This window comes from Pseudomonas sp. m6p (genome assembly GCF_055760375.1).
Genome location: NZ_CM147084.1, coordinates 581,172 through 607,517 on the forward strand (window position 1 = coordinate 581,172; position 26,346 = coordinate 607,517).

24 protein-coding genes are annotated in these 26,346 nt (G+C 59.9%); 9 read left to right on the forward strand and 15 right to left on the reverse strand.

All coding sequences use genetic code 11. The features are described from left to right. Position 1: 1 nt before the first annotated feature. From ACYZUM_RS02695 to ACYZUM_RS02710, 4 genes are read right to left on the reverse strand one after another with little or no spacing between them, the layout of a single operon-like run. On the reverse strand, positions 2 to 478 hold the full coding sequence (locus ACYZUM_RS02695; RefSeq protein WP_108181894.1) for a DoxX family protein: 477 nt from the start codon (positions 476 to 478) through the stop codon (positions 2 to 4). Further along, positions 475 to 1,233: an HvfC/BufC N-terminal domain-containing protein gene (locus ACYZUM_RS02700; RefSeq protein WP_108181895.1), complete on the reverse strand. Its 759-nt coding sequence runs from the start codon at positions 1,231 to 1,233 to the stop codon at positions 475 to 477. Before ACYZUM_RS02700 ends, ACYZUM_RS02695 begins: the two co-directional genes overlap by 4 nt. Further along, the gene (gene bufB, locus ACYZUM_RS02705; RefSeq protein ID WP_108181896.1) at positions 1,230 to 2,117 is read right to left on the reverse strand and encodes an MNIO family bufferin maturase; all 888 of its coding nucleotides are present in this window, start codon (positions 2,115 to 2,117) and stop codon (positions 1,230 to 1,232) included. The genes ACYZUM_RS02700 and bufB overlap by 4 nt, the downstream gene beginning before the upstream one ends. A 25-nt stretch (positions 2,118 to 2,142) precedes the next feature. After that, positions 2,143 to 2,451 (reverse strand): BufA1 family periplasmic bufferin-type metallophore, encoded by a 309-nt coding sequence (locus tag ACYZUM_RS02710; RefSeq protein WP_007969475.1) that lies wholly within the window; start codon positions 2,449 to 2,451, stop codon positions 2,143 to 2,145. 70 nt (positions 2,452 to 2,521) lie between these two features. On the opposite strand from ACYZUM_RS02710, the gene ACYZUM_RS02715 reads away from it, so the two are divergent. The 3 genes from ACYZUM_RS02715 to ACYZUM_RS02725 are packed head-to-tail and all read left to right on the forward strand — an operon-like array spanning position 2,522 to position 5,383. Then, positions 2,522 to 2,692, forward strand: coding sequence for a hypothetical protein (locus ACYZUM_RS02715; RefSeq protein WP_262947960.1), 171 nt, complete (start codon positions 2,522 to 2,524; stop codon positions 2,690 to 2,692). 48 nt (positions 2,693 to 2,740) lie between these two features. Continuing rightward, positions 2,741 to 4,114: a DUF2599 domain-containing protein gene (locus ACYZUM_RS02720; RefSeq protein ID WP_108181897.1), complete on the forward strand. Its 1,374-nt coding sequence runs from the start codon at positions 2,741 to 2,743 to the stop codon at positions 4,112 to 4,114. 30 nt (positions 4,115 to 4,144) lie between these two features. Then, positions 4,145 to 5,383: a DUF2599 domain-containing protein gene (locus ACYZUM_RS02725; protein WP_108181898.1), complete on the forward strand. Its 1,239-nt coding sequence runs from the start codon at positions 4,145 to 4,147 to the stop codon at positions 5,381 to 5,383. Positions 5,384 to 5,537: 154 nt separating this feature from the next. On the opposite strand, the gene ACYZUM_RS02730 is transcribed toward ACYZUM_RS02725, so the two are convergent. The 5 genes from ACYZUM_RS02730 to ACYZUM_RS02750 all read right to left on the reverse strand — a co-directional run bounded on the left by ACYZUM_RS02730 (position 5,538) and on the right by ACYZUM_RS02750 (position 10,538). Continuing rightward, entirely contained in the window at positions 5,538 to 6,239 is a 702-nt protein-coding gene (locus ACYZUM_RS02730) for an ABC transporter ATP-binding protein (RefSeq protein WP_003222380.1), read from the reverse strand. Beyond that, positions 6,240 to 7,007: a high-affinity branched-chain amino acid ABC transporter ATP-binding protein LivG gene (livG, locus tag ACYZUM_RS02735; RefSeq protein WP_007969480.1), complete on the reverse strand. Its 768-nt coding sequence runs from the start codon at positions 7,005 to 7,007 to the stop codon at positions 6,240 to 6,242. Further along, positions 7,004 to 8,260, reverse strand: a complete 1,257-nt coding sequence (locus ACYZUM_RS02740; RefSeq protein WP_041070567.1) for a high-affinity branched-chain amino acid ABC transporter permease LivM — start codon at positions 8,258 to 8,260, stop codon at positions 7,004 to 7,006. The genes livG and ACYZUM_RS02740 overlap by 4 nt, the downstream gene beginning before the upstream one ends. Further along, the gene (livH, locus tag ACYZUM_RS02745; protein WP_027614381.1) at positions 8,257 to 9,180 is read right to left on the reverse strand and encodes a high-affinity branched-chain amino acid ABC transporter permease LivH; all 924 of its coding nucleotides are present in this window, start codon (positions 9,178 to 9,180) and stop codon (positions 8,257 to 8,259) included. The genes ACYZUM_RS02740 and livH overlap by 4 nt, the downstream gene beginning before the upstream one ends. 230 nt (positions 9,181 to 9,410) lie before the next feature. After that, positions 9,411 to 10,538, reverse strand: coding sequence for a branched-chain amino acid ABC transporter substrate-binding protein (locus ACYZUM_RS02750; protein WP_041070565.1), 1,128 nt, complete (start codon positions 10,536 to 10,538; stop codon positions 9,411 to 9,413). Between the two features lie 352 nt (positions 10,539 to 10,890). Between ACYZUM_RS02750 and ACYZUM_RS02755 the strand changes: the two genes are divergently transcribed. Further along, a complete protein-coding gene (locus ACYZUM_RS02755) occupies positions 10,891 to 11,196 on the forward strand; it encodes a DUF2288 domain-containing protein (RefSeq protein ID WP_041070563.1) in 306 nt (101 codons plus the stop codon). A gap of 294 nt (positions 11,197 to 11,490) precedes the next feature. Here the strand turns inward: ACYZUM_RS02755 and ACYZUM_RS02760 are convergent, their stop codons facing one another. Next, entirely contained in the window at positions 11,491 to 13,689 is a 2,199-nt protein-coding gene (locus ACYZUM_RS02760) for a hypothetical protein (protein WP_041070561.1), read from the reverse strand. A 197-nt stretch (positions 13,690 to 13,886) separates the two neighbouring features. Between ACYZUM_RS02760 and ACYZUM_RS02765 the strand changes: the two genes are divergently transcribed. Beyond that, positions 13,887 to 14,783: an NAD(P)-dependent oxidoreductase gene (locus ACYZUM_RS02765; protein ID WP_262949603.1), complete on the forward strand. Its 897-nt coding sequence runs from the start codon at positions 13,887 to 13,889 to the stop codon at positions 14,781 to 14,783. On the opposite strand, the gene ACYZUM_RS02770 is transcribed toward ACYZUM_RS02765, so the two are convergent. Then, positions 14,674 to 16,956 carry a putative bifunctional diguanylate cyclase/phosphodiesterase gene (locus tag ACYZUM_RS02770; protein ID WP_473061230.1) on the reverse strand — a complete coding sequence of 761 codons (2,283 nt, stop codon included), beginning with the start codon at positions 16,954 to 16,956 and terminating at the stop codon, positions 14,674 to 14,676. The genes ACYZUM_RS02765 and ACYZUM_RS02770 overlap by 110 nt on opposite strands. Positions 16,957 to 17,103: 147 nt before the next feature. Further along, positions 17,104 to 17,472, reverse strand: coding sequence for a YkgJ family cysteine cluster protein (locus ACYZUM_RS02775; RefSeq protein ID WP_041070557.1), 369 nt, complete (start codon positions 17,470 to 17,472; stop codon positions 17,104 to 17,106). Positions 17,473 to 17,773: 301 nt separating this feature from the next. Between ACYZUM_RS02775 and ACYZUM_RS02780 the strand changes: the two genes are divergently transcribed. Continuing rightward, a complete protein-coding gene (locus tag ACYZUM_RS02780) occupies positions 17,774 to 19,123 on the forward strand; it encodes a spinster family MFS transporter (protein ID WP_108181900.1) in 1,350 nt (449 codons plus the stop codon). Between the two features lie 187 nt (positions 19,124 to 19,310). On the opposite strand, the gene rapA is transcribed toward ACYZUM_RS02780, so the two are convergent. Continuing rightward, entirely contained in the window at positions 19,311 to 22,157 is a 2,847-nt protein-coding gene (gene rapA / locus ACYZUM_RS02785) for an RNA polymerase-associated protein RapA (RefSeq protein WP_108181901.1), read from the reverse strand. 253 nt (positions 22,158 to 22,410) lie between these two features. On the opposite strand from rapA, the gene ACYZUM_RS02790 reads away from it, so the two are divergent. The 3 genes from ACYZUM_RS02790 (at position 22,411) to ccoM (ending at position 23,288) form a co-directional block, all read left to right on the forward strand. Further along, positions 22,411 to 22,752 carry a hypothetical protein gene (locus ACYZUM_RS02790; RefSeq protein WP_003222394.1) on the forward strand — a complete coding sequence of 114 codons (342 nt, stop codon included), beginning with the start codon at positions 22,411 to 22,413 and terminating at the stop codon, positions 22,750 to 22,752. Between the two features lie 19 nt (positions 22,753 to 22,771). After that, on the forward strand, positions 22,772 to 23,026 hold the full coding sequence (locus ACYZUM_RS02795; protein ID WP_131669914.1) for a hypothetical protein: 255 nt from the start codon (positions 22,772 to 22,774) through the stop codon (positions 23,024 to 23,026). A 148-nt stretch (positions 23,027 to 23,174) separates the two neighbouring features. After that, positions 23,175 to 23,288 (forward strand): cytochrome c oxidase subunit CcoM, encoded by a 114-nt coding sequence (gene ccoM / locus ACYZUM_RS02800; RefSeq protein ID WP_041070550.1) that lies wholly within the window; start codon positions 23,175 to 23,177, stop codon positions 23,286 to 23,288. 950 nt (positions 23,289 to 24,238) lie between these two features. On the opposite strand, the gene ACYZUM_RS02805 is transcribed toward ccoM, so the two are convergent. Together ACYZUM_RS02805 and ACYZUM_RS02810 are read right to left on the reverse strand one after the other, a co-directional pair. Continuing rightward, positions 24,239 to 25,714, reverse strand: a complete 1,476-nt coding sequence (locus tag ACYZUM_RS02805; protein WP_108181902.1) for an inorganic phosphate transporter — start codon at positions 25,712 to 25,714, stop codon at positions 24,239 to 24,241. Positions 25,715 to 26,089: 375 nt separating this feature from the next. After that, the gene (locus tag ACYZUM_RS02810; RefSeq protein WP_003222398.1) at positions 26,090 to 26,290 is read right to left on the reverse strand and encodes a hypothetical protein; all 201 of its coding nucleotides are present in this window, start codon (positions 26,288 to 26,290) and stop codon (positions 26,090 to 26,092) included. Positions 26,291 to 26,346: the final 56 nt, after the last annotated feature.

The window sequence follows — 26,346 nt, forward strand, 5'->3', positions numbered from 1 at the left end:
ATCAGCGTTTGTAGTACCTGGCGATCATGTGATCGATCGACAATTTCCCCGGCCCGGTCGCCATCAGGTACAGCAACACCGCCGCCCAGGTGCCATGGGTCGGGTAGGCATCGGGGTAGACAAACACCTCGATGACCAGCGTCATGCCCAGTAGCGCCAGCGCCGAAAACCTCGTGGCGAAGCCAATTAATATCAGCACTGGAAAGAAGTGTTCGGCGAACGCTGCCATGTGCGCGGCGATTTCCGGTGACAGCAGCGGCACAGTGTATTCGCTCTGGAACAACGGAATTGTCGAGTCCGCCAAGCGTGGCCAGCCGAGTTGAAAGGTGCCGTCGACCAAGTCGATGGCCAGTCCCTCGACCTTGGTCTGCCCGGACTTCCAGAACACCGCGGCAATCGAGAACCGGGCGATGAAGGCGATCAGGCTGTGGGGAATCTTTTCCATTAGCCCGATGGCGCGAGTGATGAGGTTGTTCATGGCGATACCTTGTTGTTCAGGTCGGTGATGGCATGGTGGCCGATCAGCAGGGCGAGGGTCTGCGGCAGATCGAAGGGCGGGCTGTCTTGCGCCGCTTGCAGCAGCGGTCGGTGATGGAGCAGATGGCGGATGAATACGCTGGCGCCGTGATCGAGGGCAAAGACCTCGACCTCCAGACCGTTGCGCAGCACCAGTGCGTGTTGCCCTTGATGGATATCGATATCCGCCAGTGTGGTGTCTTGCTGATGCGCGGCCCAGATCGAAACCACTGCGTAGGCGGAGTCGAGCAGGTGCAGCGAGGGGTGCAGGGCGATGTGCAGTTCGGCCAGTGTTTGTGGATCGGCCAGTGCAGCGCTGATCTGTTGCGCACTGACCGTCGCGGCATCGGCGGCGTGATAAGCGCGGGTGCGCAAGCGTTCGAGCCGTGCGACATCGGCCAGATACGGCACCTCGGCCGCCGGTTCGAATGCGTCAATGAAGTCCGCCAGACCGTCGCCGTAACGGCTCATCAACGGACTGTGCGGCGGCTGCTGCTGGATGAATATGCCGGCCATGCTACGGAAGAATTCCTCGCCGACCAACTGCTGCACCACCGGATAACTGTCGGCCAGCGCGTTGATCAACGAGCCTTGCACGTTATTGCGATACACCAGGAATCGGCTGGCAGGATCGGCACCGTTGGCGCTGAACAGGCCGGCGGGGCAGGGCAGGCGAGTGTCGAGCAGGGCGGCGCTGAAGTCGGCTTGAGTGTTCATGGCTGACTCCTTGAGCGCCGCAGCAACGCTTCGGCCTGCTGTGCCTCGGCCAGCAGCACGTTGAACGTCGGGAGGTGATTGTCCCGTTCGATCAAGGTTGCCACCGGGCCAACACGTTCGAGTGCCTGTCGGTATAACGCCCAGACGGCATCATCAACCGGCGCGCCGTGATCATCGATCAGCAAGCGGTCGCCGAGGCTGTCGGCGTCTTCGGCGAACCCGGCCAGATGAATCTCGCCAACCGCGTGCAAAGGCAGTGCGTCGAGGTAGGTCAGTGGATCGCGTTGATGGTTAATGCACGAGACGTAGACGTTGTTGACGTCAAGCAGCAGACCGCAACCGCTGCGGCGGATCACCTCGGTGATGAACGCCGGCTCGTCGATGGTCGAGCGCTCGAAGCCAAGATAGGTCGCTGGGTTTTCCAGCAGCATCGGGCGCTTGAGGGTGTTCTGCACTTGGTCGATATGCGCGCAGACGCGGTCAAGCGTCGGCGTGTCATACGCCAGCGGCAGCAGGTCATTGAGGAACACCGGGCCGTGGCTCGACCAGGCCAGGTGTTCGGAAAAGGCTTGCGGTTGATAACGCTCGATCAGTGTTTGCAGGCGTTGCAGGTGTTGCAGATCCAGTGGCCCTTCGGCCCCGATCGACAGCCCGACGCCGTGCAGCGACAGCGGATACTGCTCGCGGATCAACCCGAGAAAATGATGAAACGGACCGCCGTCGACCATGTAGTTTTCGGCGTGGACTTCAAAGAAACCGATGTCCGGTTGGGTGCCGAGCACTTCACGAAAGTGCCCGGTCTTGAGTCCCAGCCCCGCGCGGGGCGGGAGCCCGCAGAGGACTGCCCGAGTGCGCGGTGGGACAGGTTCGTTGAGGGTGAACATGAGCGTCACTCGGGCAGGTCGTGGATCAGGACTTGGCTTTGAAGGCTTCCATCTGACCGAAGCCGGTCGGCGAGGTTTTGCTCTCGGTGGTGGTGCAGGTGCCTTTTGGCACGAACTTCCAGGAGTTGGCCTGGTAATCCATTTTCGCGGTGCCGGCACATGTGGTGCCTGCGCCCGCGGCGCAATCGTTGTGACCCTTCATGGCCACACCGAAGCATTTTTCCATGTTGCTGTTGTCGGCGGCATTGGCGCTGGAAACGGCAGTCATGCTCAGGGCGGAACCAAGAGCCAGAACCAGTGCAGCGGCGGACAGGGTACGAGTGGTAGCAGTCATGATGTTTCTCCAGATTTGAGCTTGGGTTTTACAAGCGAAGTGCGCTTGCTTACCCCACTAGAGAACGCCCATGGCGATGCGTTACAGCGCCACCGAAATTTTTCAGAAAAAAATGCAAAACCCTGTAGGAGCTGCCGCAGGCTGCGATCTTTTGACTTTGATTTTAAAACCAGAAGCCAGATCAAAAGATCGCAGCCTGCGGCAGCTCCTACAGGGGATTTCTGTGGTTGCGCGTCTATAGTCATTGCAACGGCCCCTGTCACAGGCCGATTTACCAGGACGGTATCTCATGACGAAGGATCGATCAGTCCGCGCTGCGCTATTGCGCACGACTTCATCTTTTACGCTCGCCTGCACGCTGCCCCTGCTGTTCGGCACGGCTTGCGCCCAGACGCAGGTTGATCCGCTGGACACGCTCAAGCGCATCAACAGCAACTACAACACCCTCAAGGACGCTTGCCAGGAACCCGATACCGGCGCCGCGCGCGGGCTGTATTACTGCAGCGGCGTGACCCTGCGCATGGTCAATGACGGGCCCTTCAATCCGTGGGATTACAGCCCTTATGCAATCAAGATCGGCGCGACGTCCTACTCGTGGATTCGCAAGGATCTGAGTACGCGCATTCTCATTCACCCGGCCGGTTTCATCCTGCGCACACCCACCGATGCAGCGGCGCTGAAGCTGCCGGTCAAGGAGCAGGGCTTCACCTGCATCTATGCGTTTGATGGCGGTACCGGGCCGGAGCGCAAGTGGTATGGCTGCGGCTTCTTCGACAGCCGCGAACCGCCGCGTGCGGCGCAAGGCACGCTGAACAACCGCAATGCCGCACTGGCCTACGGCACTTGTGCCGAGGCGGGTGTCACCACCGCCGAGCAGTGGACGCAGAAATACACCGGGCTGATGAAGGGGCCGATCCAGTACAGCCAGTGTTCTTGGAACGCGGAAAAACCCAGCGACTGGCACGCGATGATCCGCGTGCATGAGTCGCGCCCGAACACCACCAACAAGGACCCCTTTGCCTTCAGTGCCCAGGTCAACGAGTTCATGTTGAAGAACGCCACCGCGAGCAACGATGGCAGCGAAAACATGAAGTACATCGATGCCTTCATCTACAACGTCAACAGCACGCAGAATTTTGCGACCCGCGGTGATCAGGCGCCGCCGAAACCGGAGAACGGTCTGAACAGCGCGCGCAATTTCCAGAAAAAACTCCAGGCCCAGGGCTACAGCGTGCCGATCCTGCGTCTGGACTTCACCAAGCCAGCCGAACAGCGTTTCAGCTATGTCGCTGCCGATCAGGCGATCGCCGAAATGGTGGTGGGTGGGGCCCCGGTGCCGCAATACATCGCCTCCGCCGACTGGATCAAACGTTACGACCCCGGCACCCGCAAGGATGAATGGAGCCTGAGCATCGTGCCCACCGCGGCGGGGCGCGCCTTGCCCGGTGAGCAGGTCGGCGCTCTGTACGATCAGTTGTTCGCCCTCAAGGGGCCGGACAGCAACTGGCGCGACAACGAAAAGTCCGCTGGCAGCATGCGTCAGCAACTGCGCTGCGTGCTGGTCAATTACCGCAACAAGACGCCATGGAATCTGGAACCGTTCAGGCCGGCGTTGTCGGACAGCGAGACTCGCGCCGCGGGTTGCAACCCGGTCCCGCGTTGAGTGTGTTGGCTAATCAAGGAGATGCAAGCCATGAAGAAACGTTTGAACAGGATCGCCCCGTTGCTCGTATTGCCGCTGTTGGTGCATGCGGCATGGGCCAGTGCCGAGTCATGCGACGAGACGCTGAGGAAGGTGGAAAAGCTCTATAACAATACCGTCGACAGTTGCGGGCAGGACCCCGCATCGGACTGCTCGGGGCTGCTGGTGCGCGGCACGCACCGCGCCGATCCGGCCAAGGGGCAAAAGTGGGACGTCTGGAACCCCAGCCCGAAAGCCGTGGAGCTGGGCACGTTTGCCGCCTCGTTCATGCGCGCCGACGGCATCAGTTATGAAGACCCCGGCATGAGCACGCAGAACGGCTACCTGATTACGCCACGGGATCTGGTGAAAGACCCCGAGACGCCGGTGCATGTCTATTGCGCGTTTCCCAACGATGCCTGGACCGACTTTCGCAACGACCGTGGCTGTGGCGACAACAAGAACACCGCCCCGACCGAAGCAGTCTGTCAGGCCATGAAACCACCGATCACCACGCCGAATGCCTGGGTCGCGCACTTCACCCAGTACAACAACAATCGCCAGCAGGACCAGTTGCAGTGCGGCTTCAACATGCGCAATCCGATGAGCAGCAAGGAGCGGGTCGACGCCTTTCGCAATTTCATGGGCGCGCGCAAAGTCATCAACAGCCGCGAGTTTCAGACTCAGACCGAGCTGCGTCTGGGTAACCCGAAAACCGATGAGCTGCCGATTCTGGCGTTCTTCTACAGCGATCAGCGCGGTCTGAACGATGCGTTGGCCAATCAAAAGGACTACAAGGCCAAGACCGGCAAGGATCGCAACATCATCAAGATCGACTTCCCGAGAACGCCGGTCGCCAAGGCCTCTTTCTCGTGCATCCAGACCTCGACGCCGGCCGCACCAAAATTTTGCGACAAGTACATCGAGTCCAGCACCTGGGTGCAGCGTCCCGATCCGAAACTGGGGCCGAACACCTGGTCGCTCTCGGTAGTGCCGACCGCGTGCGGGCGGGCAATCAAGGACGACCAGACCGACCGGATGTTTGCCGAGCTGTACAACAAGCACAAGGACGATGCGCAATGGCGCGAGTACAGCGTCAATGGCGGGTCGTTGCGGCGGCAGATGGTTTGCCATCTGGCGGCGGTCTACGACGGCAAACCGGTGAGGAACAAGCCTGAGTGGAACCTTGAACCGGCCCGGCCGTATGTCGATCAGGCGACGGCGGTGGCGCAGTACTGCAACCCGTACTGACGGCGCTTCCCTGTAGGAGCTGCCGCAGGCTGCGATCTTTTGATCTTGCAAAAGGCAAAGTCAAAAGATCGCAGCCTGCGGCAGCTCCTACACGGGGGATGTGTGAGGTATAAAAAAACGGCCCGAAGGCCGTTTTTTTGTTCAGCGAAAAGCCTCAACCGCCGAGGTACGCCTCGCGCACTTTCGGGTCGGTCAGCAGCGCTTCACCAGTACCTTGCATGACCACGCGGCCGTTCTCCAGAACGTACGCACGGTCAGCGATTTTCAGCGCCTGGTTGGCGTTCTGCTCGACCAGGAACACCGTTACACCGTCCTTGCGCAGTTGTTCGATGATGTCGAAGATCTGCTGGATGATGATCGGTGCCAGGCCCAGCGACGGCTCGTCGAGCAGCAGCAGTTTGGGCTTGCTCATCAGCGCGCGGCCGATGGCGAGCATTTGCTGTTCGCCGCCGGACATGGTGCCGCCGCGCTGGTTGAAGCGTTCTTTCAGGCGCGGGAACAGGCCGAGGACCTTGTCCATCTGCTCCTGATAGTCGCCCTTGTCGGTGAAGAAACCACCCATCGACAGGTTTTCTTCGACGGTCAGCCGGGCGAATACCCGACGACCTTCCGGCACCACGGCGATGCTCTTGCGCATGATCTGCGACGAGTCCTGGCCGACCAGTTCCTCACCCATGTAGCGGATGCTGCCGCTGTGCGCCTGCGGTGAACCGCAGAGCGTCATCAGCAGCGTGGACTTGCCGGCACCGTTGGCGCCGATCAGGGTCACGATCTCGCCCTGACGGACTTCGACGTTGACGCTGTGCAGGGCCTGGATCTTGCCGTAGAAGGTGGAAACGTTTTCGAACTGCAGCATTTACGCTTCCCCCAGGTAGGCTTTGATCACTTCAGGATTGTCGCGGATCTGTTCCGGCGTGCCATCGGCCAGCGGTGTGCCCTGGTTGATCACGACGATGTGGTCGGAAATGCTCATGACCAGTTTCATGTCGTGTTCGATCAGCAGCACGGTCACGTTGTGCTCTTCACGCAGCACGCTGATCAGCGCCTTGAGGTCTTCGGTTTCCTTCGGGTTCAGGCCGGCGGCCGGTTCGTCGAGCATGAGGATCCGCGGACGGGTCATCATGCAGCGGGCGATTTCCAGGCGCCGTTGCTGACCGTAGGCCAGGGTGCCGGCGGTACGGTTGGCGAACTCTTTCAGGTTGACCTTTTCCAGCCAGTATTCGGCGTACTCCATGGCCTCGCGCTCGCTCTTGCGGAACGCCGGGGTCTTGAACAGACCGGACAGGAAGTTGGTGTTCAGGTGACGGTGCTGCGCGATCAACAGGTTCTCGACCGCCGTCATGTCCTTGAACAGCCGCACGTTCTGGAAGGTGCGCACCACGCCCTTGAGGGCGATTTTGTGCCCCGGCAGGCCCTGGATGGGCTCGCCGTCGAGCAGGATGCTGCCGCCCGATGGCTGGTAGAAACCGGTCAGGCAGTTGAACACGGTGGTTTTGCCCGCGCCGTTCGGCCCGATCAGCGCCACCACTTGTTTTTCCTTGACGGTCAGGGCCACGCCATTGACCGCCAGCAAGCCGCCGAAGCGCATGCTCAGGTTTTCGACTTTCAGGATCTCGCGGCTCATTTTCGCAACTCCATGTGTGGGCGTTGCATCGGCAGCAGACCTTGTGGACGCCAGATCATCATCAACACCATCAGCGCACCGAACATCAACATCCGGTATTCGCTGAATTCACGCATCATTTCCGGCAACAGGATCATCACCACGGCCGCGAGAATCACGCCCAGCTGCGAGCCCATGCCACCCAGCACAACGATGGCGAGAATGATCGCCGACTCGATGAAGGTGAACGACTCCGGTGTCACCAGCCCCTGACGGGCGGCGAAGAAGCTGCCGGCGAAACCGGCGAAGCTCGCGCCCAGGGTGAACGCCGACAGCTTGATCACGGTCGGGTTGAGGCCAAGTGCGCGGCAGGCGATTTCGTCTTCACGCAGCGCTTCCCACGCACGGCCGATCGGCATGCGCAGCAGACGGTTGATGATGAACAGCGCCGCCAGTGCCAGCAACAGAGCAACCAGGTACAGGAAAATCACCTTGTTGATCGAGTTGTATTCGAGGCCGAAATACTCGTGGAAGGTTTGCAGGCCTTCCGCCGCTTTGCGTTCGAAGGTCAGGCCGAAGAACGTCGGTTTCTCGATGTTGCTGATACCGTTCGGACCGCCGGTGATGTCCGTCAGGTTACGCAGGAACAGCCGGATGATCTCGCCGAAGCCCAGGGTCACGATCGCCAGATAGTCACCGCGCAGACGCAACACCGGGAAGCCCAGCAGGAAGCCGAACGTCGCCGCCATCAGGCCGGCAATCGGCAGGCAGATCCAGAAGCTCAGGCCGTAGTAGTGCGACAGCAGCGCGTAGCTGTAGGCGCCGACGGCGTAGAAGCCGACGTAACCCAGATCGAGCAGACCGGCCAGACCGACGACGATGTTCAGGCCGAGGCCGAGCATCACGTAGATCAGGATCAGCGTGGCAATGTCCACCGCGCCACGCGAGCCGAAGAACGGCCACACCAGTGCACCGAGGATCAGCGCAATGATGATGTAGCGTTGCGTGGTCGGCAGGGTCAGGAAGTTGCTGGCTTTGGCCGGGATCAACGGCAGGCCCGGCGAGGATTTCCACGCCTTGCTGATCTGCTGGTTGAACAGCACCCGCAGGAACATCAGCACCGAGCACACGGCGATGGTCGCCAGAATGGCCGGGCTGGTGCCGTGCACTTCGAGGTTGATGCCGACAATGGTCAGTTTCAGACCGAGTACCGGGTAGGCCACGGCCCACACCAGCAAGGCACTGAACAGTGCCTGTTTAAGATTCCTAGTCATACTTTCTCAACCTCCGGACGGCCCAGAATGCCGGTCGGACGGAACAACAGCACCAGAACCAACAAGCCGAAAGCCACGACGTCCTTGTACTGGTCGCCGAAGATATCGGCGCCAAAGGCTTCCGCCACCCCGAGCACCAGCCCGCCGAGCATGGCGCCGGGGATGCTGCCGATCCCGCCGAGTACCGCAGCGGTGAAGGCCTTGAGGCCGACGAGGAAACCGGCGTTGGGGTTGATCACGCCGTACTGCATGCTCAGCAGCACAGCCGCAACGGCCGCCAGCGCAGCACCGATGACGAAGGTCAGGGCGATGATGTTGTTGGTGTTGATGCCCAGCAGGTTGGCCATCTTGATGTCTTCGGCGCAGGCGCGGCAGGCGCGACCCAGGCGAGAGCGGGAGATGAACAGCGTGAGGCCGAGCATGGCGACCAGGGTCACCACGAACACCACGATTTGCATGTAGGAAATCAGCACTTCATGTGCGCCACCTGGCCCGATGGAGAAGTTGCCGGGGATCAGGTTGGGGATGGATTTGTCCTTGGAGTCTTGCGCGAGCAGAACCGTGTTCTGCAGGAAGATCGACATACCGATCGCGGAAATCAGCGGAATCAGACGGTTGCTGCCGCGCAGGGGGCGGTAGGCGATCCGTTCGATGCTGTAACCGTAGGAACTGGTGACGACGATGCTCGCGATGAACGCGGCGGTCATCAACAGCGGGACGTTGTCGATTCCCATCATGGCCAGCCCGGCGATGGCGATGAACGCCACGTAGGAACCGATCATGTACACCTCGCCGTGGGCGAAGTTGATCATTCCAATGATGCCGTAGACCATCGTATAGCCGATGGCGATCAGGGCATACGTGCTGCCAATGGTCAGGCCATTAACCAGCTGTTGGAAGAAGTGATAGATGTCAGGCATTACAACGCTCCTAAAAACCTGATACGCATTTCACTGGTGGAGTCATTTTCCCGCCCGGCCCCGTGGATCTTTATCCACTTCGAATCCGGGTTTTGCCAGCGAACCGCTGATGACGGTTTTGAGATTTTCAGGTGGGGAGACTGGCGGATCACGCCAGCGCGGCCCATACATTCGTAAAACAAAGCCCACGGCACGCCGTGGGCTTTATTGGCAGTCAGTCAGGGCGCGCCTTACTGAGGCGAAACTTCAGTTTTCGGTTTGCCGAAGTGCCACTCGTAAACCACAAATTTGAAGTCCTTCAGGTCGCCCTTGGCGTCGAAGCTCAGGTCGCCGGTAGGGGTCTTGAAGGTGCCGGCGTGAATGGCTGCGGCCACTTTGGCTGCGTCTTCGGACTTGGCTGCCTTGATGCCTTCGGCAATCACTTCAACCGCCGAGTAGGAAGGGAACACGAACGGGCCGCTCGGGTCTTCTTTCTTCGCCTTGAACGCATCTGCCAGGGCAACGTTGGCCGGATCCTGGTCGAAGGATTTCGGCAGGGTCACCAGCAGGCCTTCGGAGGACTCTTTGGCGATCTGCGAAATGGAGTCGTTACCCACGCCTTCCGGGCCCATGAACTTGGCTTTCAGGCCTTTTTCCTGGGATTGACGCAGGATCAGGCCCAGCTCCGGGTGGTAGCCGCCGTAGTAAACGAAGTCGACGTTGGCTTGTTTGAGCTTGGCGATCATCGAGGAGAAGTCTTTGTCGCCGGCGTTGACGCCTTCGAACACGGCGACTTTCACGCCTTTCTTCTCAAGAGTCGCCTTGACGGCGGTGGCGATGCCTTCACCGTATTGCTGCTTGTCGTGCAGTACGGCAACGATTTTCGGCTTCACGTGATCGGCAATGTAGTTACCGGCGGCAGGGCCCTGGGCGCTGTCCAGACCGATGGTGCGGAAGACCATTTTGTAACCACGGGCGGTGATGTCCGGGCTGGTGGCAGCCGGGGTGATCATCACCACGCCTTCGTCTTCGTAGATGTCCGAAGCAGGCTGAGTGGAGCTGGAGCACAGGTGACCAACCACGAACTTGACGCCGTCGTTGACGACCTTGTTCGCGACCGCTACGGCTTGTTTCGGATCGCACGCGTCATCGTATTCAACGGCTTCGAGTTTCTTGCCGTCGACGCCGCCCTTGGCGTTGATCTGCTCGATGGCCATTTTCGCGCCACTGAACTGCATGTCGCCGTATTGGGCTACAGGACCGGTTTTAGGGCCGGCGATACCGATCTTGATGGTGTCAGCGGCGAACGAATGGCTGGCAACCCCGGCCAGAACCATAGCGGCAAACAGTTTGGAAATCTGCTTAGTAGCCTTAGTCATAGTGCTCCACTCTTACTGTTGTAATTTTTTTGAGTTCTGGCGCCGTAGCAGCAGAACCGGGTCAGATATCTTGGCGATACCCTCCGGAAATGCCCCCGGCAACTGTACCGGTACAGTGTAGAGCGCCGGTTGTTGGCCTGGGAAGCTGGCGCCAGGGGGCAAAACTTGTGGGTGTCGCATTTTTGAATGAAAAAGACAGAATTGCGGCGGGGCTTTCGGGGGGCTTATGCCCCAAACAGCAGCATTCCTTGGCGTTCCTGCTCTTTTCGTTCGGTGAAGCCATTTGCAACCGGGTTTTTCTGCCGAACCACCGACGTTATCATTCGCGTCGATTTCTTTTCCGGACAAACCCATGAATCAAGAACCTAGCACCCTCTATGCCAAGCTGCTTGGTGAAACCGCATCTATTACCTGGAAAGAGCTGGAGCCGTTCTTCGCCAAGGGTGCCCTATTGTGGGTCGACCCGGCCCTGGATTTGATCGCCGCTGCCGAGGCCGTAGCCTCGGATGATGGCGAGAAAGTCGCCGCCTGGCTGGCCGAAGACAAGGTCGCCAAGCTGTCTGAAACGCGGGCGCTGGATATTTTCGAGCGTGATCCGCAGATGTGGGCGGTGGTGGTAAGGCCGTGGATTCTGGTCCAGGAAAGGGCGCAGGCCTGAGTGTGTGCACCTTGATGGTGCGCTCTTCGTGCGCCGGAAAGTGTGTAGCCGAGTAGCGTGATGGCACGTTGCCGTAGAGAAAGGCCACAAGCGTGCGTGGCCTCACGGTGACGTAAACGTAACGGGAACAGTTTATTGAGCAGCCTGAGAGCTGCTTAATTGTTTCTTGATGTTGGCGATGAAGGTTTTGCAGTGTGTGGAGTGGCCTCTTCGCGAGCAGGCTCGCTCCCACATTTGGAATGCATTCCATTGTGGGAGCGAGCCTGCTCGCGAAGGGAGCGACTCGGTCTTCGATCAGACCGAGTAAGTCTTCCCGGTATGGTTATTCAGGGAAATAACCTTGGTCTTGCCGATGCGGTGACGGTAGATCTCGCGCAGGTACTTGATCGACTTCTTCACGCAGTCGCGCGACAGGCGAATGTCGTTGATCGAAACAAACTTGTCCTTGTCGTTGATCAGTTCGCGGTATTTCTTCTCGTACATCGGCTTGATCGCGTACCAGTTGGTGTCGAGGATCTTCGCCGGGTTTTCGAACTCGTTGAGCAGGTCGTCGATGCGGTCTTCGTCAAAGTCTTCATTAATGATGAAGTCGAGGATCGAGTTGTCCAGGGTCTCGTCGAAACGGTACGGGGTCTTGGCGAAGCAACGCTTGATGAACGCCACGATCAGGGTCAGGAAATCGTCCGACAGGCACGGACTCTTGGCGATCAGGGTGGTCAGCGACAGGTTGGCCGACGCACCGATCACCAGCGCATAACGCTTGAGTGTGGTGTTGGGGAACAGGCTGTTGAGGTGGGTCTTCAACCGGTTCAGATCCATGTAGGACAGCTTGTAGTCTTTCGGCAACGAAACGATCGACACCACCGATGAGCAGTTCTTGAAGAAGTGCAGGTCGTGCAGGGCGGCGGCGTCGTAGCCGGAATTCTTGTACTGCTCCAGCGACGCGCGATAGCGCTTGGATTCGATTGGCAGCAGGCTGATGCCTTCGATGGCCTGGGTGACCTTGTTGAAGTGCGGCAGGTCGATCGAACGGAAGAACAGATCGTCGATGTTCAGGCGCTGCGGCTCTTTGTCGAATACCTTGAACTTGTCGCTGCTCGGCGGCGGGGTTTCCGGCACCACCGATTCGGCGTAGGCAATCGCCACCGGGCCGGCCAGGCTCATGAACAAGTCGTTGGCATCCAGGCGAATTGTTTCGCCGATGTCGATGCCGGCGCGGCGGAAGTAGTTCTGGTCGTAGTCGGTGGTCACCGCCTGCGCCGTCAGAATGTTGAAGATCTGCTGGGAGATGTACTGGTTGGCGTGCTTCTCCATCGCATTGACATCAATGTTCTGGATGTTGCCGTCATCGCTCTCTTCGGCGTAACGCATGATGTCGTTGGAGATCAGCATCATCGCGTTCCAAGGGCGAATACGGCCCATGACGCTGGCTTCGCTGCTGTCTTCATTGGCGAAGTTGTAGGAGAAATCCCATTCTTCCGACAGGTATTTGCACAACAGGCGTCCGGCGTTGATGTGCAGCGCCTCAGACATTTCGCTGCGGTGATCGGAAATGTTCGGCAGCACGCAGATGCCGCTGGTGAAGATCGGCTCGAACACGAACGAATGCCCGCTCTTGCCGTCATGCTCGTCCATCGGCTTGGTGTCGAAGGTCTTGTTCATGTACGAGTGCTGCTGGGCCAGGCCGAATTCCGAAGCCATGCCCGAACCGGTACCGCCGCCGGCACTGAAGATCGAGAAGTACAGGCGCGACTGGTTGGCCTTGATGCCGCAGCTGTCGATCAGGTACGAGTGGATCATTTTCCAGTCAGGGCTGGAGAAGCGCTGGGTGTCCTTGTTGAGGATGATCTTGGCCAGGTACTGACCGAGGATCGGCGCGTTACCGGCGCCACCGGCATGGACTTCGGACAAGTCCATGATCTTCATTTTGCTGTAATCGCGCAGAAAGCCGCTTTTCTCGCCCTTGCGCGAGAATCGGATGCGCCCGGCGATGTCCTTGTCGAGGTCGCCGAGCATCACCAGCGGTTCGACCAGGAACACCGGTTTGCTCGACTTGTTCGGGCCGATCCGCAGATTCTGCTTGATCCACTGGGCCGGGCTGTAGCCCTTGTCGGCCAGACGCCGGTCAGCGGCGCGGTCTTCGTTGTTGAATTCGTTGAGGTAGAACTTGCGCGCGTTGTACACCAACTCCGCGACGTCGAGGGCGATGTTCGAGCCGCAGCGACCGAGGCCGATCAGGCATACCGACGGGAATTCCTGGTCGTTGTGCTGTTCGTTGTCGCCTTCCAGGTGCGGCGGGCGCGGGAACACCAGGTCACGCAGACCGTCGAGGTTGTCGAGGATGCGGTCGGTGTTGGTTTCGGTGTAATACAGATATTGCTGAGTGCCCAGCGGGCGCGAAGGAGGCAATGGCTTCATCGGAGCCGGGCTGTTCGCCGCAGGGCTCAGGGGCAGATCGGATACCGCAGTGGCCGGATTGTTTTTAGAAGTCATTGTGCGCCATATACCTGGACAGGGTTGGCTCGGCGACCGTTGTCATCGAGCCTCACGGAAAGAGGATCTCGCGTCTTTGACTGCGCGTATTTGGCCCGGGCGTCAGGGGCTTGGCCTGATCGTCGCGCGGGGGAATCCTTTCCTGATCGTTCATGAATCGGCCATTATTCGGTGATCTTTAATCGAAAAGAGGCAAAATGATGTCAACGCTACCTTCGTTGGGCTTTGCCGGAATCGGCCTGATGGGCTTGCCCATGTGCCACCGTTTGCTGGCGGCGGGCTACCCGTTGACCGTGTGGAACCGCAACCCGGCCAAGTGCGCGCCCCTGGTTGAAGCCGGCGCCCGGCAGGTGGCGACTCCAGCCGAGCTGTGCGAACACGCGGACGTGGTGATGCTCTGTCTGGCCGATACGGCGGTGGTGCGCGAGGTGGTGTTTGGCACTGGCGGCGTTGTTGAAGGTGCGAAAAACGGCCAGTTGCTGGTGGACTTCTCCAGCCTCGAACCGACGGCTACTCGCGAGATGGCCGCCGACTTGGCAGGCAGGACCGGCATGGCCTGGCTTGATTCACCGGTGTCCGGCGGCGTGGTCGGTGCCGAGGCGGGCAGCCTGGCGATCATGGTCGGTGGTGCGGTGACGGATCTGGATCGGGTACGCCCGATGCTGCTCAACCTCGGTCAGCGCGTCACGCACATGGGCGGCATTGGCGCGGGGCAGGTGACCAAGGCTTGCAATCAGATGATCGTCGCTTGCAACGCGTTGGTGATTGCCGAAGTGGTGGCGCTGGCCGAACAGGCCGGAGTCGATGCGCGCTTGATTGCCGAAGCGCTGGCCGGTGGCTTTGCCGATTCGAAACCGCTGCAGATCCTCGCCCCGCAAATGGCCGAAAGCCGTTTTGAACCGGTGAAATGGCACGTGCGCACGCTGCTCAAGGATCTCGATACGGCGGTGAAATTCTCCCGCGAACAAGGCTCGGCCACGCCGATCAGCGGATTGGCCGCACAACTGATGCGCCTGCATGGGGCACAGGGTTTTTTGCAGAAGGATCCAGCGACTCTGGTACGCATGTACCGCGCGCCAGACTCAGTGGATTGACCGAATGCGCGTGTTTGCGCTGGTTGATTTCCTCCAGCACCGGACGGAGTTCATCCAGCGGCACCGGGCGGCTGAGCAGATACCCCTGAATGAAGTCGCAGCCCGAACGTTCGAGAAACTCGTACTGCTCCAGGCTTTCCACGCCTTCGGTCACCACCTGCAAGTGCAGGGTGTGGGCCATGACGATGATCGCCTGGACGATCTCCATGTCGGCGGTCGCCGCAGGAATGTCGAGGATGAACGAGCGGTCGATTTTCAGCGTATTGAGCGGCAGACGTTTGAGGTAGGCCAACGATGAGTATCCGGTGCCGAAGTCGTCGATCGACAGCGATACGCCGAGGGCCCGGATCTGCCGCAACAGCACCAGCGTGTTGGCGATGTTGCCCATCAGTGCGTTTTCGGTGACTTCCAGCTCCAGCCGTTCCGGCGCGACCCCAGCGCTGCGCAGTGCACTTTCGATTTCGTTGGCCAGTTCTTCCCGGGCCAGGTTGAGCGGTGAGCAGTTCCAGGCGATTTTCAGTTCGTTGCAGCCGTGGCGCGTCAGTTCGCCGAGGTCGGTGCAGGCGCGGCGAAGCACCCAGTTGTCCAGTTCGGCGATCAGGCCGTTGGTTTCGGCAATCGCGATGAAACGGTCCGGGGCCAGCAGGCCATGCACCGGATGCTGCCAGCGAATCAACGCTTCGAGTTTGGTCACCCGGCCGGTTTTCAGTTCGAAGATGGGTTGGTAATACAGCGTCAGCCCGTGGTCTTCACGCAAAGCCTGGCGCAGTTCTTCTTCCAGTTGCAGTTCGAGGCTGGCGCGGGTCTTCATGTTCGAACTGAAAAAATGCAGGCCGTTACGCCCGGCACCCTTGGACTGATACAACGCCAGATCGGCGTGCTTGAGCAGTTCTTCGCAGCTGGTGCCGTCGTTGGGGAACAGGCTGATACCGATGCTGGTGGTCATCACCATACGACGTCCGGCCAATTCGATCGGCTCCTTCATTTTCTGCATGATCCGTTGCGCCATGCTGCGCGCTTCCTCGCGGTCGTGCAGGCCGATCAGGATGCAGAACTCGTCACCGCCAAAGCGTGCGACCACGTCTTCATGGCTGCGCACCGAGCCTTTGATGTGGTTGGCGATGACTTTGAGCAGGGCGTCGCCGGCGTCATGGCCGAGGCGGTCGTTGATCCGCTTGAAGTGGTCGATGTCGAGAAACATCACCGCGAGCATGCCGCCTTCGCTGGTTTTCTGGCTGAGTTTCTCGGCGAAGATCTGGTTGAAACCGCGACGGTTGATCAGGTTGGTCAGGGCGTCGTAATTGGCCACTTGTTGCAGCGACATCCGAGCCTGATCGAGCTGGCTGAGCAGGGCATTGACTCGGCGCAGATCCTGCTCCTTGCTTTGCAGTTTCTTGTCGGCCAGTGCCGCGCTGATCGCGCTGCCGAGAATCAACAGTGTGATCAGCGCGATGGTCAGGCCCAGTTGCAGGTGATTGGTTTCGGCACTCAAGGTCGGCGTGGCGCCTTCGGGCAACACCAGATGCAACGCGGCCATCCCGGTGAAATGCATGCTGATGATGCCGGCGCCGAGGATGATCGCGGCGGTGTATTTGAACAGTTGATGAAAACGCCCACTGCCTTCACGCAAGTAACCGGCGACCCACAGCGCGGCGAAACTGGCGCTGATCGCAATCACGATCGACAGGCAGAACAACAGCGGCTCGTAATAGGCGGTGGCCACCGAGTGCATCGCCGCCATGCCGACGTAATGCATGCCGGCGATGCCCAAGCCAATGACGATGGCGGTTTTCAGGTAATGCACCCGTGAGGGATGGGGCACGCTCAGGGTGTGCATCGCCAGCCACGAAGCGAGCAGGGCGATCACCAGGGAAAACAGGGTGGTGGCCAGTTCGTAATGGATTTCGATCGGTGTCTGGAACGCCAGCATGGCAATGAAGTGCATCGCCCAGATACCGCCGGCCAGGCAAGTGGCGCCGATCCAGCGCCAGACCCGTTGCGAGCCCGGGTCTTCGGCATGGCCGACCCGCTCGGCCATGTCGAGGGTGGCAAAACTCGCGGCGCAGGCGACCAGATAAGCCACCAGCACCAGCAAGGGATTGTGTGTGCAATCGAGAATGACCTGCCCGCCGTCCGGCAGCTCGGTAACAAACTGCAAACCAAGCCACTCCATAGCATCCCCGTCTCTGAAGTCGTCCCTTCTGCGTCAGAAACGCAGGCGAATGAGAGGAGTATAGAGGCGGTTTTTATCGTGCAAGCGATAGTGGCATATTGGCGCCAACCATTTCGGCATGAGCCTCATAGCGATTGGCGCTAAGCGTCAGGCGCTCTGGTCGTAGGGGATCTGATTCCAGTCCTTCTCAAGGGGCGGCAAGCCGAAGCGGGCGCGGGCCTTGTCGCAATCGACATTCTGTTCACCGTTCTCCCAGGACGATTCGAATTCGCGGCAGGGGCTGGAGCGCTGCTCATAAATCGAGCACTGCACCTGACTGCCCACCTCGCCGACCAACGCCGTACAACGCGGTGACTTGCAGTCGGTGCCGTTCATCGCCACCCGGCTGGGGCTGATCTGCGTCACCAGCTCATCGGGCACTGTGCCGCCGGAGGAGGCGCATTCACCCCAGAAAAAAGACACGCGAAAATGGGAACAGCAGGCACCGCAATTCAGACACGGACTGACTTCGGACATTAGGAGGGCATCAAAGGGGTTGATCGGCGAATCCGGACGGATCCGGCGGCTATTCTAGGCTTCGCCATGAACTTGGGAAGGGGGGCGCGAAAGTATTTTTTTGTAGCCGGGTTTTGCCTCTAAACCCCCGGTTTACGGGGGATTGCTGCGTTATCAAGGGCTTACGTTTCTTTACAGAGCCATGGCTCATTATCAGCTTGACGAATGATCACAGACAGCTACGCACCGCCTGTCTAGATTGCAGGTTCCGGGCTCGGATGCGTCGGCAGTGAAGCCCTCATAACAATAAAGAGACGGACCCATGCAGAACTCGACCCAAGCGGCGAATGCCTGGCGCATTCTGTTCCTGTTGTTCCTTGCCAACCTGTTCAACTTCTTCGACCGCACCATTCCGGCGATCATCATCGAGCCGATCCGCATGGAGTGGCACCTGAGTGACTTTCAACTGGGGATCGTCGGTACCGCGTTTACCCTGGTTTATGCGATTGCCGGTCTGCCGTTAGGCCGCATGGCCGACACTGGCTCGCGCAGCAAACTGATGGGCTGGGGCCTGGCGACCTGGAGCGCACTGACGGCGGTCAACGGTCTGGTTGGTAGTTTCTGGAGCTTTCTGTTGGTGCGCATGGGGATCGGCATTGGCGAAGCCAGTTATGCACCGGCCGCCAACTCGCTGATCGGCGACCTGTTCCCGGCACACCGCCGGGCGCGGGCCATGGGCATTTTCATGCTCGGGCTGCCCTTGGGATTGTTGCTGGCGTTCTTCACCATCGGTGCGATGGTCAAGGCGTTCGACAGCTGGCGTGCGCCGTTCTTTATCGCGGCGGTGCCGGGGCTGATCCTCGCGGTGTTCATGTTCTTCATCAAGGAACCCAAGCGCGGCGCGGCGGAAACCGTGCAGGTGTCCCAGGATAAAGTCGACAGACCGATCCGCCGTGTCCTCGCCGTGCCGACGTTCCTTTGGCTGGTGATGGCGGGCCTGTGTTTCAACTTCGCCACCTATGCCTGCAACTCGTTCCTGGTGCCGATGCTGCAGCGCTACTTCCTGATGCCGTTGCAGGACGCGGCGGTGGCAACCGGGGTGATTGTGGGGATCACCGGGTTGATCGGCCTGACACTCGGCGGCTGGCTCGCTGACAAGATTCATCAGCGAGTCGCCAACGGCCGGCTGCTGTTTGCCGGCTTCAGTCTGATCATCTCGACCCTGTGCACGGCCTGGGCGTTGCACGCCGGACGGGTCGAGATCGGCGTGTTCGTCGCGGTGTTCAGCGTCGGCTGGCTGTTTGCCTATAACTTCTACACCTGCGTGTACACGGCGATCCAGGACGTGGTCGAACCACGCCTGCGGGCCACGGCGATGGCGTTGTTCTTTGCCGGGTTGTACTTGCTCGGCGGCGGCTTGGGGCCGGTGGTGGTGGGGGCCTTGTCCGATCACTTTGCCAAGTCGGCGATGCTTTCGGCGGGGGCTGAGCAGATGACCGAGGCGTTCAAGGCTGTCGGCCTGCATGACGCGATGTATCTGATTCCGGTGGCGCTGTTTTTCACCATGGTGTTTCTGTTTCTGGCCGCGCGGTGTTTTGTGCGGGATGCGCAGCGGATGAAGGAGGGGTTGGTGGCAGTGGTTGAGCCTGATGTTTCTGTGGCGACTGCATGATTGCTATCGCTGGCAAGCCAGCTCCCACAGTGACCGAGTCACACGCATAATTTTGTAAACACTCCAAACCCTGTGGGAGCTGGCTTGCCAGCGATGGGGCCATCAGCATCAGCTGATAAATACCAGGCAAACAAAAAGGCCCGCATCACTGCGGGCCTTTTCATTTACAGCGGTGGGGCAGGGTGGCTTAACCCGCCACAAGTACCCGAATCGCTTCCAGACGCAGCGCCGCTTTATCCAGCATCGCCAGACCCTGTTCACGCTGCTGGCGCAACGCATCGAGTTCGCTGTCGCGCACGGTCGGGTTGACCGCTTGCAACGCGGTCAGGCGCGCCAGTTCTTCTTCGGTGTCGGCTGCCAGACGGCGCCGGGCCTCGGCCACGCGCTCGGCGTGACGCGGAGTGACCTTGTCTTCACCCGCGTTGATCCGTGGCGTCAGCTGATCGCGCTGGGCCTGGATGAACTTGTTGGCGCTGGCGCGAGGTACGCTTTCCAGTTGATCGTTGAGGGTTGCGAACGAGACCCGTGGCGACAGGTCGTTACCGTTGGCATCGAGCAGGCAGCGCAAGGCGGCCGGTGGCAGGTAGCGGCCCAGTTGCAGCGAACGCGGGGCAACCACTTCGCTGACATAGAGCAGTTCCAGCAGCACGGTGCCCGGTTTCAGTGCCTTGTTCTTGATCAGCGCGACGGCGGTGTTGCCCATCGAACCGGACAGCACCAGGTCCATGCCGCCCTGCACCATCGGGTGTTCCCAGGTGATGAACTGCATGTCTTCGCGCGACAGCGCCTGGTTGCGGTCGTAGGTGATGGTCACACCTTCGTCGTCGCCCAGCGGGAAGCTGGCGTCGAGCATCTTCTCGCTCGGCTTGAGGATCAGGGCGTTTTCCGAGTGGTCTTCGCTGTCGATGCCGAACGCATCGAACAGGGTTTCCATGTAAATCGGCAGGGCGAACTGGTCGTCCTGTTCAAGGATCGCCTCGACCAGCGCATCCCCTTCGCCAGCACCGCCGGAGTTGAGTTCCAGCAGACGGTCGCGACCGGTGTGCAGCTCTTGTTCCAGACGCTCGCGCTCGGTGCGGGCCTCGTCGATCAGTGCTTGCCACTCGCCGTCATCGGCTTCTTCGAGCAGCGGCAGCAGGCGCGGGCCGAACTGATGCTGCAAGGCGTTGCCGGTCGGGCAGGTGTTGAGGAACGCGTTCAATGCTTCGTGGTACCACTGGAACAGGCGCTCTTGCGGGCTGGTTTCCAGGTACGGCACGTGCAGTTCGATGATGTGCTTCTGGCCGATCCGGTCGAGACGACCGATGCGCTGCTCGAGCAGGTCCGGGTGCGATGGCAGATCGAACAGCACCAGGTGATGAGCGAACTGGAAGTTGCGACCTTCACTGCCGATTTCCGAGCAGATCAGCACTTGCGCGCCGAACTCTTCGTCGGCGAAGTAGGCGGCGGCGCGGTCACGCTCAAGGATGTTCATGCCTTCATGGAACACCGTGGCCGGAATGCCGGAACGCACGCGCAGGGCGTCTTCCAGGTCCATCGCGGTTTCGGCGTGGGCGCAGATCACCAGCACTTTGGTGCGCTTGAGCATTTTCAGCTGATCGATCAGCCACTCGACGCGCGGGTCGAATTTCCACCAGCGCTCTTCTTCGCTGGCGTCCGGCTGGGCCTGGAAGCTGACTTCCGGGTACAGCTCGGCGTGATCGCCCAGCGGCAGTTCGAGGTATTCGTCCGGGCATGGCAGCGGGTAAGGGTGCAGTTTACGCTCGGGGAAACCCTGCACCGCGGCGCGGGTGTTACGGAACAGTACGCGGCCGGTGCCGTGGCGGTCGAGCAGCTCACGCACCAGACGGGCGCTGGCTTCGCTGTCGCCATCGTTGACCGCGGTCAGCAGGGCTTCGCCTTCGTTGCCGAGGAAACCGTGGATGGTCTTGTGCGCTTCGGGCGACAGGCGTCCCTTGTCGAGCAGCTCCTGCACGGCTTCGGCCACCGGGCGATAGTTCTCGCTCTCGGCGCGGAAGGCGGCCAGGTCGTGGAAACGGTTCGGGTCGAGCAGGCGCAGACGGGCGAAGTGGCTGTCCTGACCGAGTTGTTCCGGGGTCGCGGTGAGCAGCAGCACGCCGGGAATCACTTCCGCCAGTTGCTCGACCAGCGCGTACTCCGGGCTGACCTTGTCTTCGTGCCACACCAGGTGATGGGCTTCGTCGACCACCATCAGATCCCAGCCGGCGGCGAACAAGGCGTCCTGCGCCTTCTCGTCGTCGACCAGCCACTCCAGGGCAACCAATGCCAGCTGGGTGTCTTCGAACGGGTTGGTGGCATCGCTTTCAATGAAGCGTTCTTCGTCGAACAGCGCGACCTGCAGGTTGAAGCGGCGGCGCATTTCCACCAGCCACTGGTGCTGCAGGTTTTCCGGCACCAGAATCAGCACGCGATTGGCGCGGCCCGAGAGCAGTTGGCGATGGATCACCAGACCGGCTTCAATGGTTTTCCCCAGGCCCACTTCGTCTGCCAGCAGAACCCGTGGCGCGATGCGGTCGGCGACTTCACGGGCGATGTGCAACTGGTGCGCGATCGGTTGCGCACGCACGCCGCCCAGGCCCCAGAGCGAGGACTGCAATTGGCGGCTGGTGTGTTCCAGGGTGTTGTAGCGCAGGGAGAACCATGGCAGCGGGTCGATCTGTCCGGCGAACAGACGGTCGCTGGCCAGACGGAACTGAATGAAGTTCGACAGCTGGGTTTCCGGCAGGGTGACGGCTTCGTTCTGCCCGTTGAGACCGTGATAGACCATCAGCCCGTCGACATCGTCGACTTCGCGCACGGTCATCTTCCAGCCTTCGAAGTGAGTAATGGTGTCACCCGGCGAGAACCGAACGCGGGTGAGGGGCGCATTCCGTAGCGCGTACTGGCGGGTTTCGCCAGTGGCCGGGTAAAGCACGGTCAACAAGCGGCCGTCCTGTGCCAGAACGGTGCCTAAACCAAGCTCTGCTTCGCTGTCACTGATCCAGCGTTGCCCCGGTTGATACTGCTGCGCCATGCTGCCTGACTCCCACCTTGAAAAAGCGGGCTATCTTAACGGAATGCAGGCCTCCAGACCAAAGGTTTACGAGTGTAGGAGCTGCCGAAGGCTGCGATCTTTTGATCTTCGGGAACGCTTGCGTTCTACGGTGTTCCATTAAAGATCGCAGCCTGCGGCAGCTCCTGCAGTGCCAACCCGATCACAGATTTGCGACGGATGGCTCAAGGCGCCTTTGCCGCAGCCGATAGCCTGCTGACAGGAGACCCTTTATATGCTGCCACCGATGCTCCCCCTGAGCGCTGTGCCGATCACTTCCCAGCAGGATCCGATTCGCCAGCGGCCGGACATTCCTCCGGTGGTGCCGGTGCAGGAAAGCTCCAACGAAAGCACGATCGACCTGCAAAAGCGCGACCCGGAAGAGGACCGTCTGCTGGCGCGCGAAGAACAGCGCCGTCAACAGGAACGCGATCGGCGCCGTCGCGAAGCCGATGAAGACCCGGAGGAGCATCTGGCCGTGCCGGGCACCGAGCTCAATGCCGACAACACCGTGCCGGTGGTGCCGCTGATGGAAGACCAGCCGCGCCAGGGCTTGTGGGTCGATATCGAGATCTGAGTCCGCCGATTTACACGAATTGTTGTCGGGTGCTGGTGTCAGGCTGCATGATTGGCGCAGCCCTGCCGCTGATGCGGCAGTTGTGTTTTCTTCAAGTGATGCGCTGAACGCCATGAGCCAAGATGAAAAACTGATCGACCTCGGCACTGAACGCGCCAAGCGTGTGCATGATCTCAACGAAAAGCGCCTGAACGAAGTGCGCAAGGCTTTCGAGCAGGCCATGCCGTTGGGAAAAACCCAGAAAAAGCCGAAAAAGAAACCGAAAAAGCGTTGATCTTCCCCTGCATCCTTTGATGCAGGTCAGTTATTTTCCCGCCTTTAGCCTCTGTGTTGACCGGACTTGATCCTGGTCAATTTCTGCGCCTGCGCGATTGGTTAACTTAGCTCCATCGCAGCAAAGCAGGGGCCAGGAGGCCACAGTCATGTTTTTCGATAACGTGGTGTTTGCCGGGGTTCTGACCGTAGGTCTCATGGTTCTGTTTTTTGCAGGGTTTGGATTTTTTATCTGGAAGGACGCGCATAAGCGCAAGAAGTAGTCCTTTCTGGATTGAATGAGCACGCAAGGCATTTTGGGCGACTTCGGTTGCCCTTTTTTTTTGTGTTCTTGGCGGCCTTTGGGCCGACCATGTTGTGGGTTGTTGGGTGTGAATATCCGTTGCTGCGGGTGTTGCTTATTACGGTTCCGCCCTTACGGCGGGTCACTTTGGCAAACGCCCCAAAGTAACCAAAGGGCTTTACCCTGACGTTCGGCCCTCGCTCAGGCTCGGGTTCCTTCGCTGCGGGATTCATCCGGGGGGCAGCGCCTACGGTTTGCTTCGCTGCACCTCCTCTCGCTGTGTTTGGCTGCGCCAAACGGTCGCTGCGCTCCCACCCCCGGATAAATCCCTCCACTCAGCCTGCCGACGGGCCCTGAGATCAAAAGCTTTACTCGAGCTAACGCTCATCGTGTTGAGTGGGGCGGCTTCGCCGCATGGGGTGTGCACGAATAAAATTGTGGGAGCGAGCCTGCTGGCGAAGGCGGCCTGACAGCCGACCAATTTCTAACTGAAAACACTCAATCCCATGTAGGAACTGCCGAAGGCTGTGATCTTTTGATCTGGCTTTGGCTTTGGCTTTGGCTTTTGATGTGGCTTTTGATCTTCAGCCCCTTCGGCAGGCCGAGCGTAGGTGTCCATCCGGGGGGGAGGCGCGCAGCGCCATGCGGCGAAGCCGCATGCATCGAGAGGAGGTGCAGCGAAGCAAACCGTAGGCGATGCCCCCGGATGGACACCGTAGCGAGGGAACACTGAGCCTAAGCGAAGTGCCGTACGCCGGGGCAAAGCCTTTTGGGTTACCTTTTCGGCGTCTGGAAAAGGTGACTCGCTGTAAGAGCGAAACCGCCAGCAGCAACACCCGCAGCAACGGATATGCCCCCAATCCAACTCTCGACCAAAACAAAAAAGGCGCGATCCTTACGAATCACGCCTTTCTCATGTGCAGCGGTCTATCAGCTACCCAGCGCTTTGGACGCCAACCAGAACAACCCGGCCGACAGCGCCACCGTCGCCGGCAAGGTCAGCACCCACGCCAGCAAAATGGTACGAACAGTCCCGCCTTGCAGGCCGCTTTTGTTGGCGACCATGGTGCCGGCCACGCCCGAGGACAGCACGTGGGTGGTGGATACCGGCAGGCTGAAGATGTTGGCCATGCCGATCAGACTCGCGGTGGTGATCTGCGCCGACATGCCCTGGGAATAGGTCATGCCTTGCTTGCCGATCTTCTCGCCGATGGTCAGTACCACGCGTTTCCAGCCAACCATGGTGCCCAGGCCCAAGGCCAGCGCGACCGCCAGAATCACCCAGAACGGGGCGTATTCGGTGGTGGTGGTCAGGTCTTTGCGCAGTTTGTCCAGGTCAGCCTTTTCACGCGCTTCCAGGCCTGGCAGCTTGCCGACTTTCTTCGCAGTGTCGTCCAGGCACAGCAGGTAGCGGCGCACTTCGATGCGGCTTTCCGAGGACAGCGAATGGTAGTCCGCTACACCTTTGAGCGTATCGAGCAGGGCGTTGATGGTCGGTTCGGTCTGCTGCGGGTTGCAGCGGAATTTCTCCGGCAGGTCGCCTTGAACGCTTTTGCCCAGGGCCAGGAATTCGCCCAGGGAATCAGCATTGCGCTTGTAGAACTGGCTCAGGTGCAGGGTCGCATCACGAGTGCGTTCGATCTGGTAAGTGGTGCTGCTCAGGTCGAGGACGAACTGCGCAGGCACGATACCGATCAACACCAGCATGATCAGGCCGATGCCTTTCTGGCCATCGTTGGAGCCGTGCACGAAGCTCACGGCCATGGCCGAGATCACCAGGACCAGGCGGTTCCAGAACGGCGGATGTTTCTTGTCGTCGATCTTGCGGCGCTGTTCCGGGGTCTTGTGCATCTTCGACAGCGGGCGCCACCACTTCAGGCCGATCAGGATCAGCGCGGCGATCAGGAAGCCGGCCATTGGCGAGAACACCAGCGAGGCGCCGATGTCTATCGCTTTCTGCCAGTTCACACCGTCGGCCAGCGGGATGTTGTTGATCAGGGCGTTGGCCAGGCCAACGCCAAGGATCGAGCCGATCAGGGTGTGGGAACTGGAGGCCGGGATACCGAAGTACCAGGTGCCCAGGTTCCAGGTGATCGCCGCGGCGAGCAACGAGAACACCATTGCCAGGCCATGGCCGGTGTTCACATTGATCAGCAGTTCTACCGGCAGCAGGTGAACAATGGCATACGCCACGCCAACGCCGCCCAGCAACACGCCGAGGAAGTTGAACACACCGGAGAAGAACACCGCCAGGTGAGGCGGCATGGCTTTGGTGTAGATAACAGTGGCTACCGCGTTAGCGGTGTCATGAAATCCATTGATGAACTCGAAGGCGAGGACAAACGTCAGGGCGAGCAAGAGGCTCACAAGCACCCAAGCATCCAGTCCGCTGAATAAATCGATCATGAAGGTTTTCTGACCCGGTCATAAGGGGGCGCGATTATGCCAGAAAAGACTGGAAATCGATCCCCTACCTGCTCATCGGTAGCAATCAATGTCGAATTAAATTGTTGCAAGGTGCAAAGCCCGAGCGTGTTGCAGGGTTTTTCAAGTGTTTGATTCTCCTGAAAAAACCTTCAGGCAGCAGGCGTTTCGTCGAGTGCGCGAGGGCCTCAAACGCTTGTGTGAAATATCTCTGAAATGAGTCAGACACGCTCCTTTCCCGCGCAACACGGGGGAGGTGGCCGCTGCCCGCGGATAGCGGGCGCGCAAGGCATTGTCGGGTCACCGCGCTTGTAGCCGGTGGCGACGCAGACCCTCGAAAAACTCACAATCGCCGGTTCATGGCTCTTCGGTTTTGAGTTCTTCTTCCATCTTTTTCAGTTCTTGCTGGAAAACCTGATCCTGAACAGTGGGGCGTTTACGCCATGCTTTGCGTTCCGGTTCCGGTTGAGCGGCGTAGGTGGTGACTTCCCCGCCGTAAACTTCCTTGTAACGTTGTTCCTGGCGCTCAAGTTCCGCGCGCAGTTCGTCTTTCGTCACAGTGCTACCTGTTTGAGTTGAGATGAATGTCTGGTGAAACGCACGGCAACGAGTCG

Coding starts and splice junctions, on each gene's coding strand:
- ACYZUM_RS02755 (WP_041070563.1), top strand. CDS start 10,891: ATGAATCAAGAACCTAGCACCCTCTATGCCAAGCTGCTTGGTGAAACC.
- ACYZUM_RS02700 (WP_108181895.1), bottom strand. CDS start 1,233: ATGAACACTCAAGCCGACTTCAGCGCCGCCCTGCTCGACACTCGCCTG.
- ACYZUM_RS02790 (WP_003222394.1), top strand. CDS start 22,411: ATGCTGCCACCGATGCTCCCCCTGAGCGCTGTGCCGATCACTTCCCAG.
- ACYZUM_RS02780 (WP_108181900.1), top strand. CDS start 17,774: ATGCAGAACTCGACCCAAGCGGCGAATGCCTGGCGCATTCTGTTCCTG.
- bufB (WP_108181896.1), bottom strand. CDS start 2,117: ATGTTCACCCTCAACGAACCTGTCCCACCGCGCACTCGGGCAGTCCTC.
- ACYZUM_RS02695 (WP_108181894.1), bottom strand. CDS start 478: ATGAACAACCTCATCACTCGCGCCATCGGGCTAATGGAAAAGATTCCC.
- ACYZUM_RS02730 (WP_003222380.1), bottom strand. CDS start 6,239: ATGCTGCAGTTCGAAAACGTTTCCACCTTCTACGGCAAGATCCAGGCC.
- livH (WP_027614381.1), bottom strand. CDS start 9,180: ATGCCTGACATCTATCACTTCTTCCAACAGCTGGTTAATGGCCTGACC.
- livG (WP_007969480.1), bottom strand. CDS start 7,007: ATGAGCCGCGAGATCCTGAAAGTCGAAAACCTGAGCATGCGCTTCGGC.
- ACYZUM_RS02725 (WP_108181898.1), top strand. CDS start 4,145: ATGAAGAAACGTTTGAACAGGATCGCCCCGTTGCTCGTATTGCCGCTG.
- ACYZUM_RS02715 (WP_262947960.1), top strand. CDS start 2,522: ATGGCGATGCGTTACAGCGCCACCGAAATTTTTCAGAAAAAAATGCAA.
- ACYZUM_RS02805 (WP_108181902.1), bottom strand. CDS start 25,714: ATGATCGATTTATTCAGCGGACTGGATGCTTGGGTGCTTGTGAGCCTC.
- ACYZUM_RS02775 (WP_041070557.1), bottom strand. CDS start 17,472: ATGTCCGAAGTCAGTCCGTGTCTGAATTGCGGTGCCTGCTGTTCCCAT.
- ACYZUM_RS02710 (WP_007969475.1), bottom strand. CDS start 2,451: ATGACTGCTACCACTCGTACCCTGTCCGCCGCTGCACTGGTTCTGGCT.
- ACYZUM_RS02770 (WP_473061230.1), bottom strand. CDS start 16,956: ATGGAGTGGCTTGGTTTGCAGTTTGTTACCGAGCTGCCGGACGGCGGG.
- ACYZUM_RS02720 (WP_108181897.1), top strand. CDS start 2,741: ATGACGAAGGATCGATCAGTCCGCGCTGCGCTATTGCGCACGACTTCA.
- ACYZUM_RS02765 (WP_262949603.1), top strand. CDS start 13,887: ATGATGTCAACGCTACCTTCGTTGGGCTTTGCCGGAATCGGCCTGATG.
- ACYZUM_RS02760 (WP_041070561.1), bottom strand. CDS start 13,689: ATGACTTCTAAAAACAATCCGGCCACTGCGGTATCCGATCTGCCCCTG.
- ACYZUM_RS02740 (WP_041070567.1), bottom strand. CDS start 8,260: ATGACTAGGAATCTTAAACAGGCACTGTTCAGTGCCTTGCTGGTGTGG.
- ACYZUM_RS02750 (WP_041070565.1), bottom strand. CDS start 10,538: ATGACTAAGGCTACTAAGCAGATTTCCAAACTGTTTGCCGCTATGGTT.
- rapA (WP_108181901.1), bottom strand. CDS start 22,157: ATGGCGCAGCAGTATCAACCGGGGCAACGCTGGATCAGTGACAGCGAA.
- ccoM (WP_041070550.1), top strand. CDS start 23,175: ATGTTTTTCGATAACGTGGTGTTTGCCGGGGTTCTGACCGTAGGTCTC.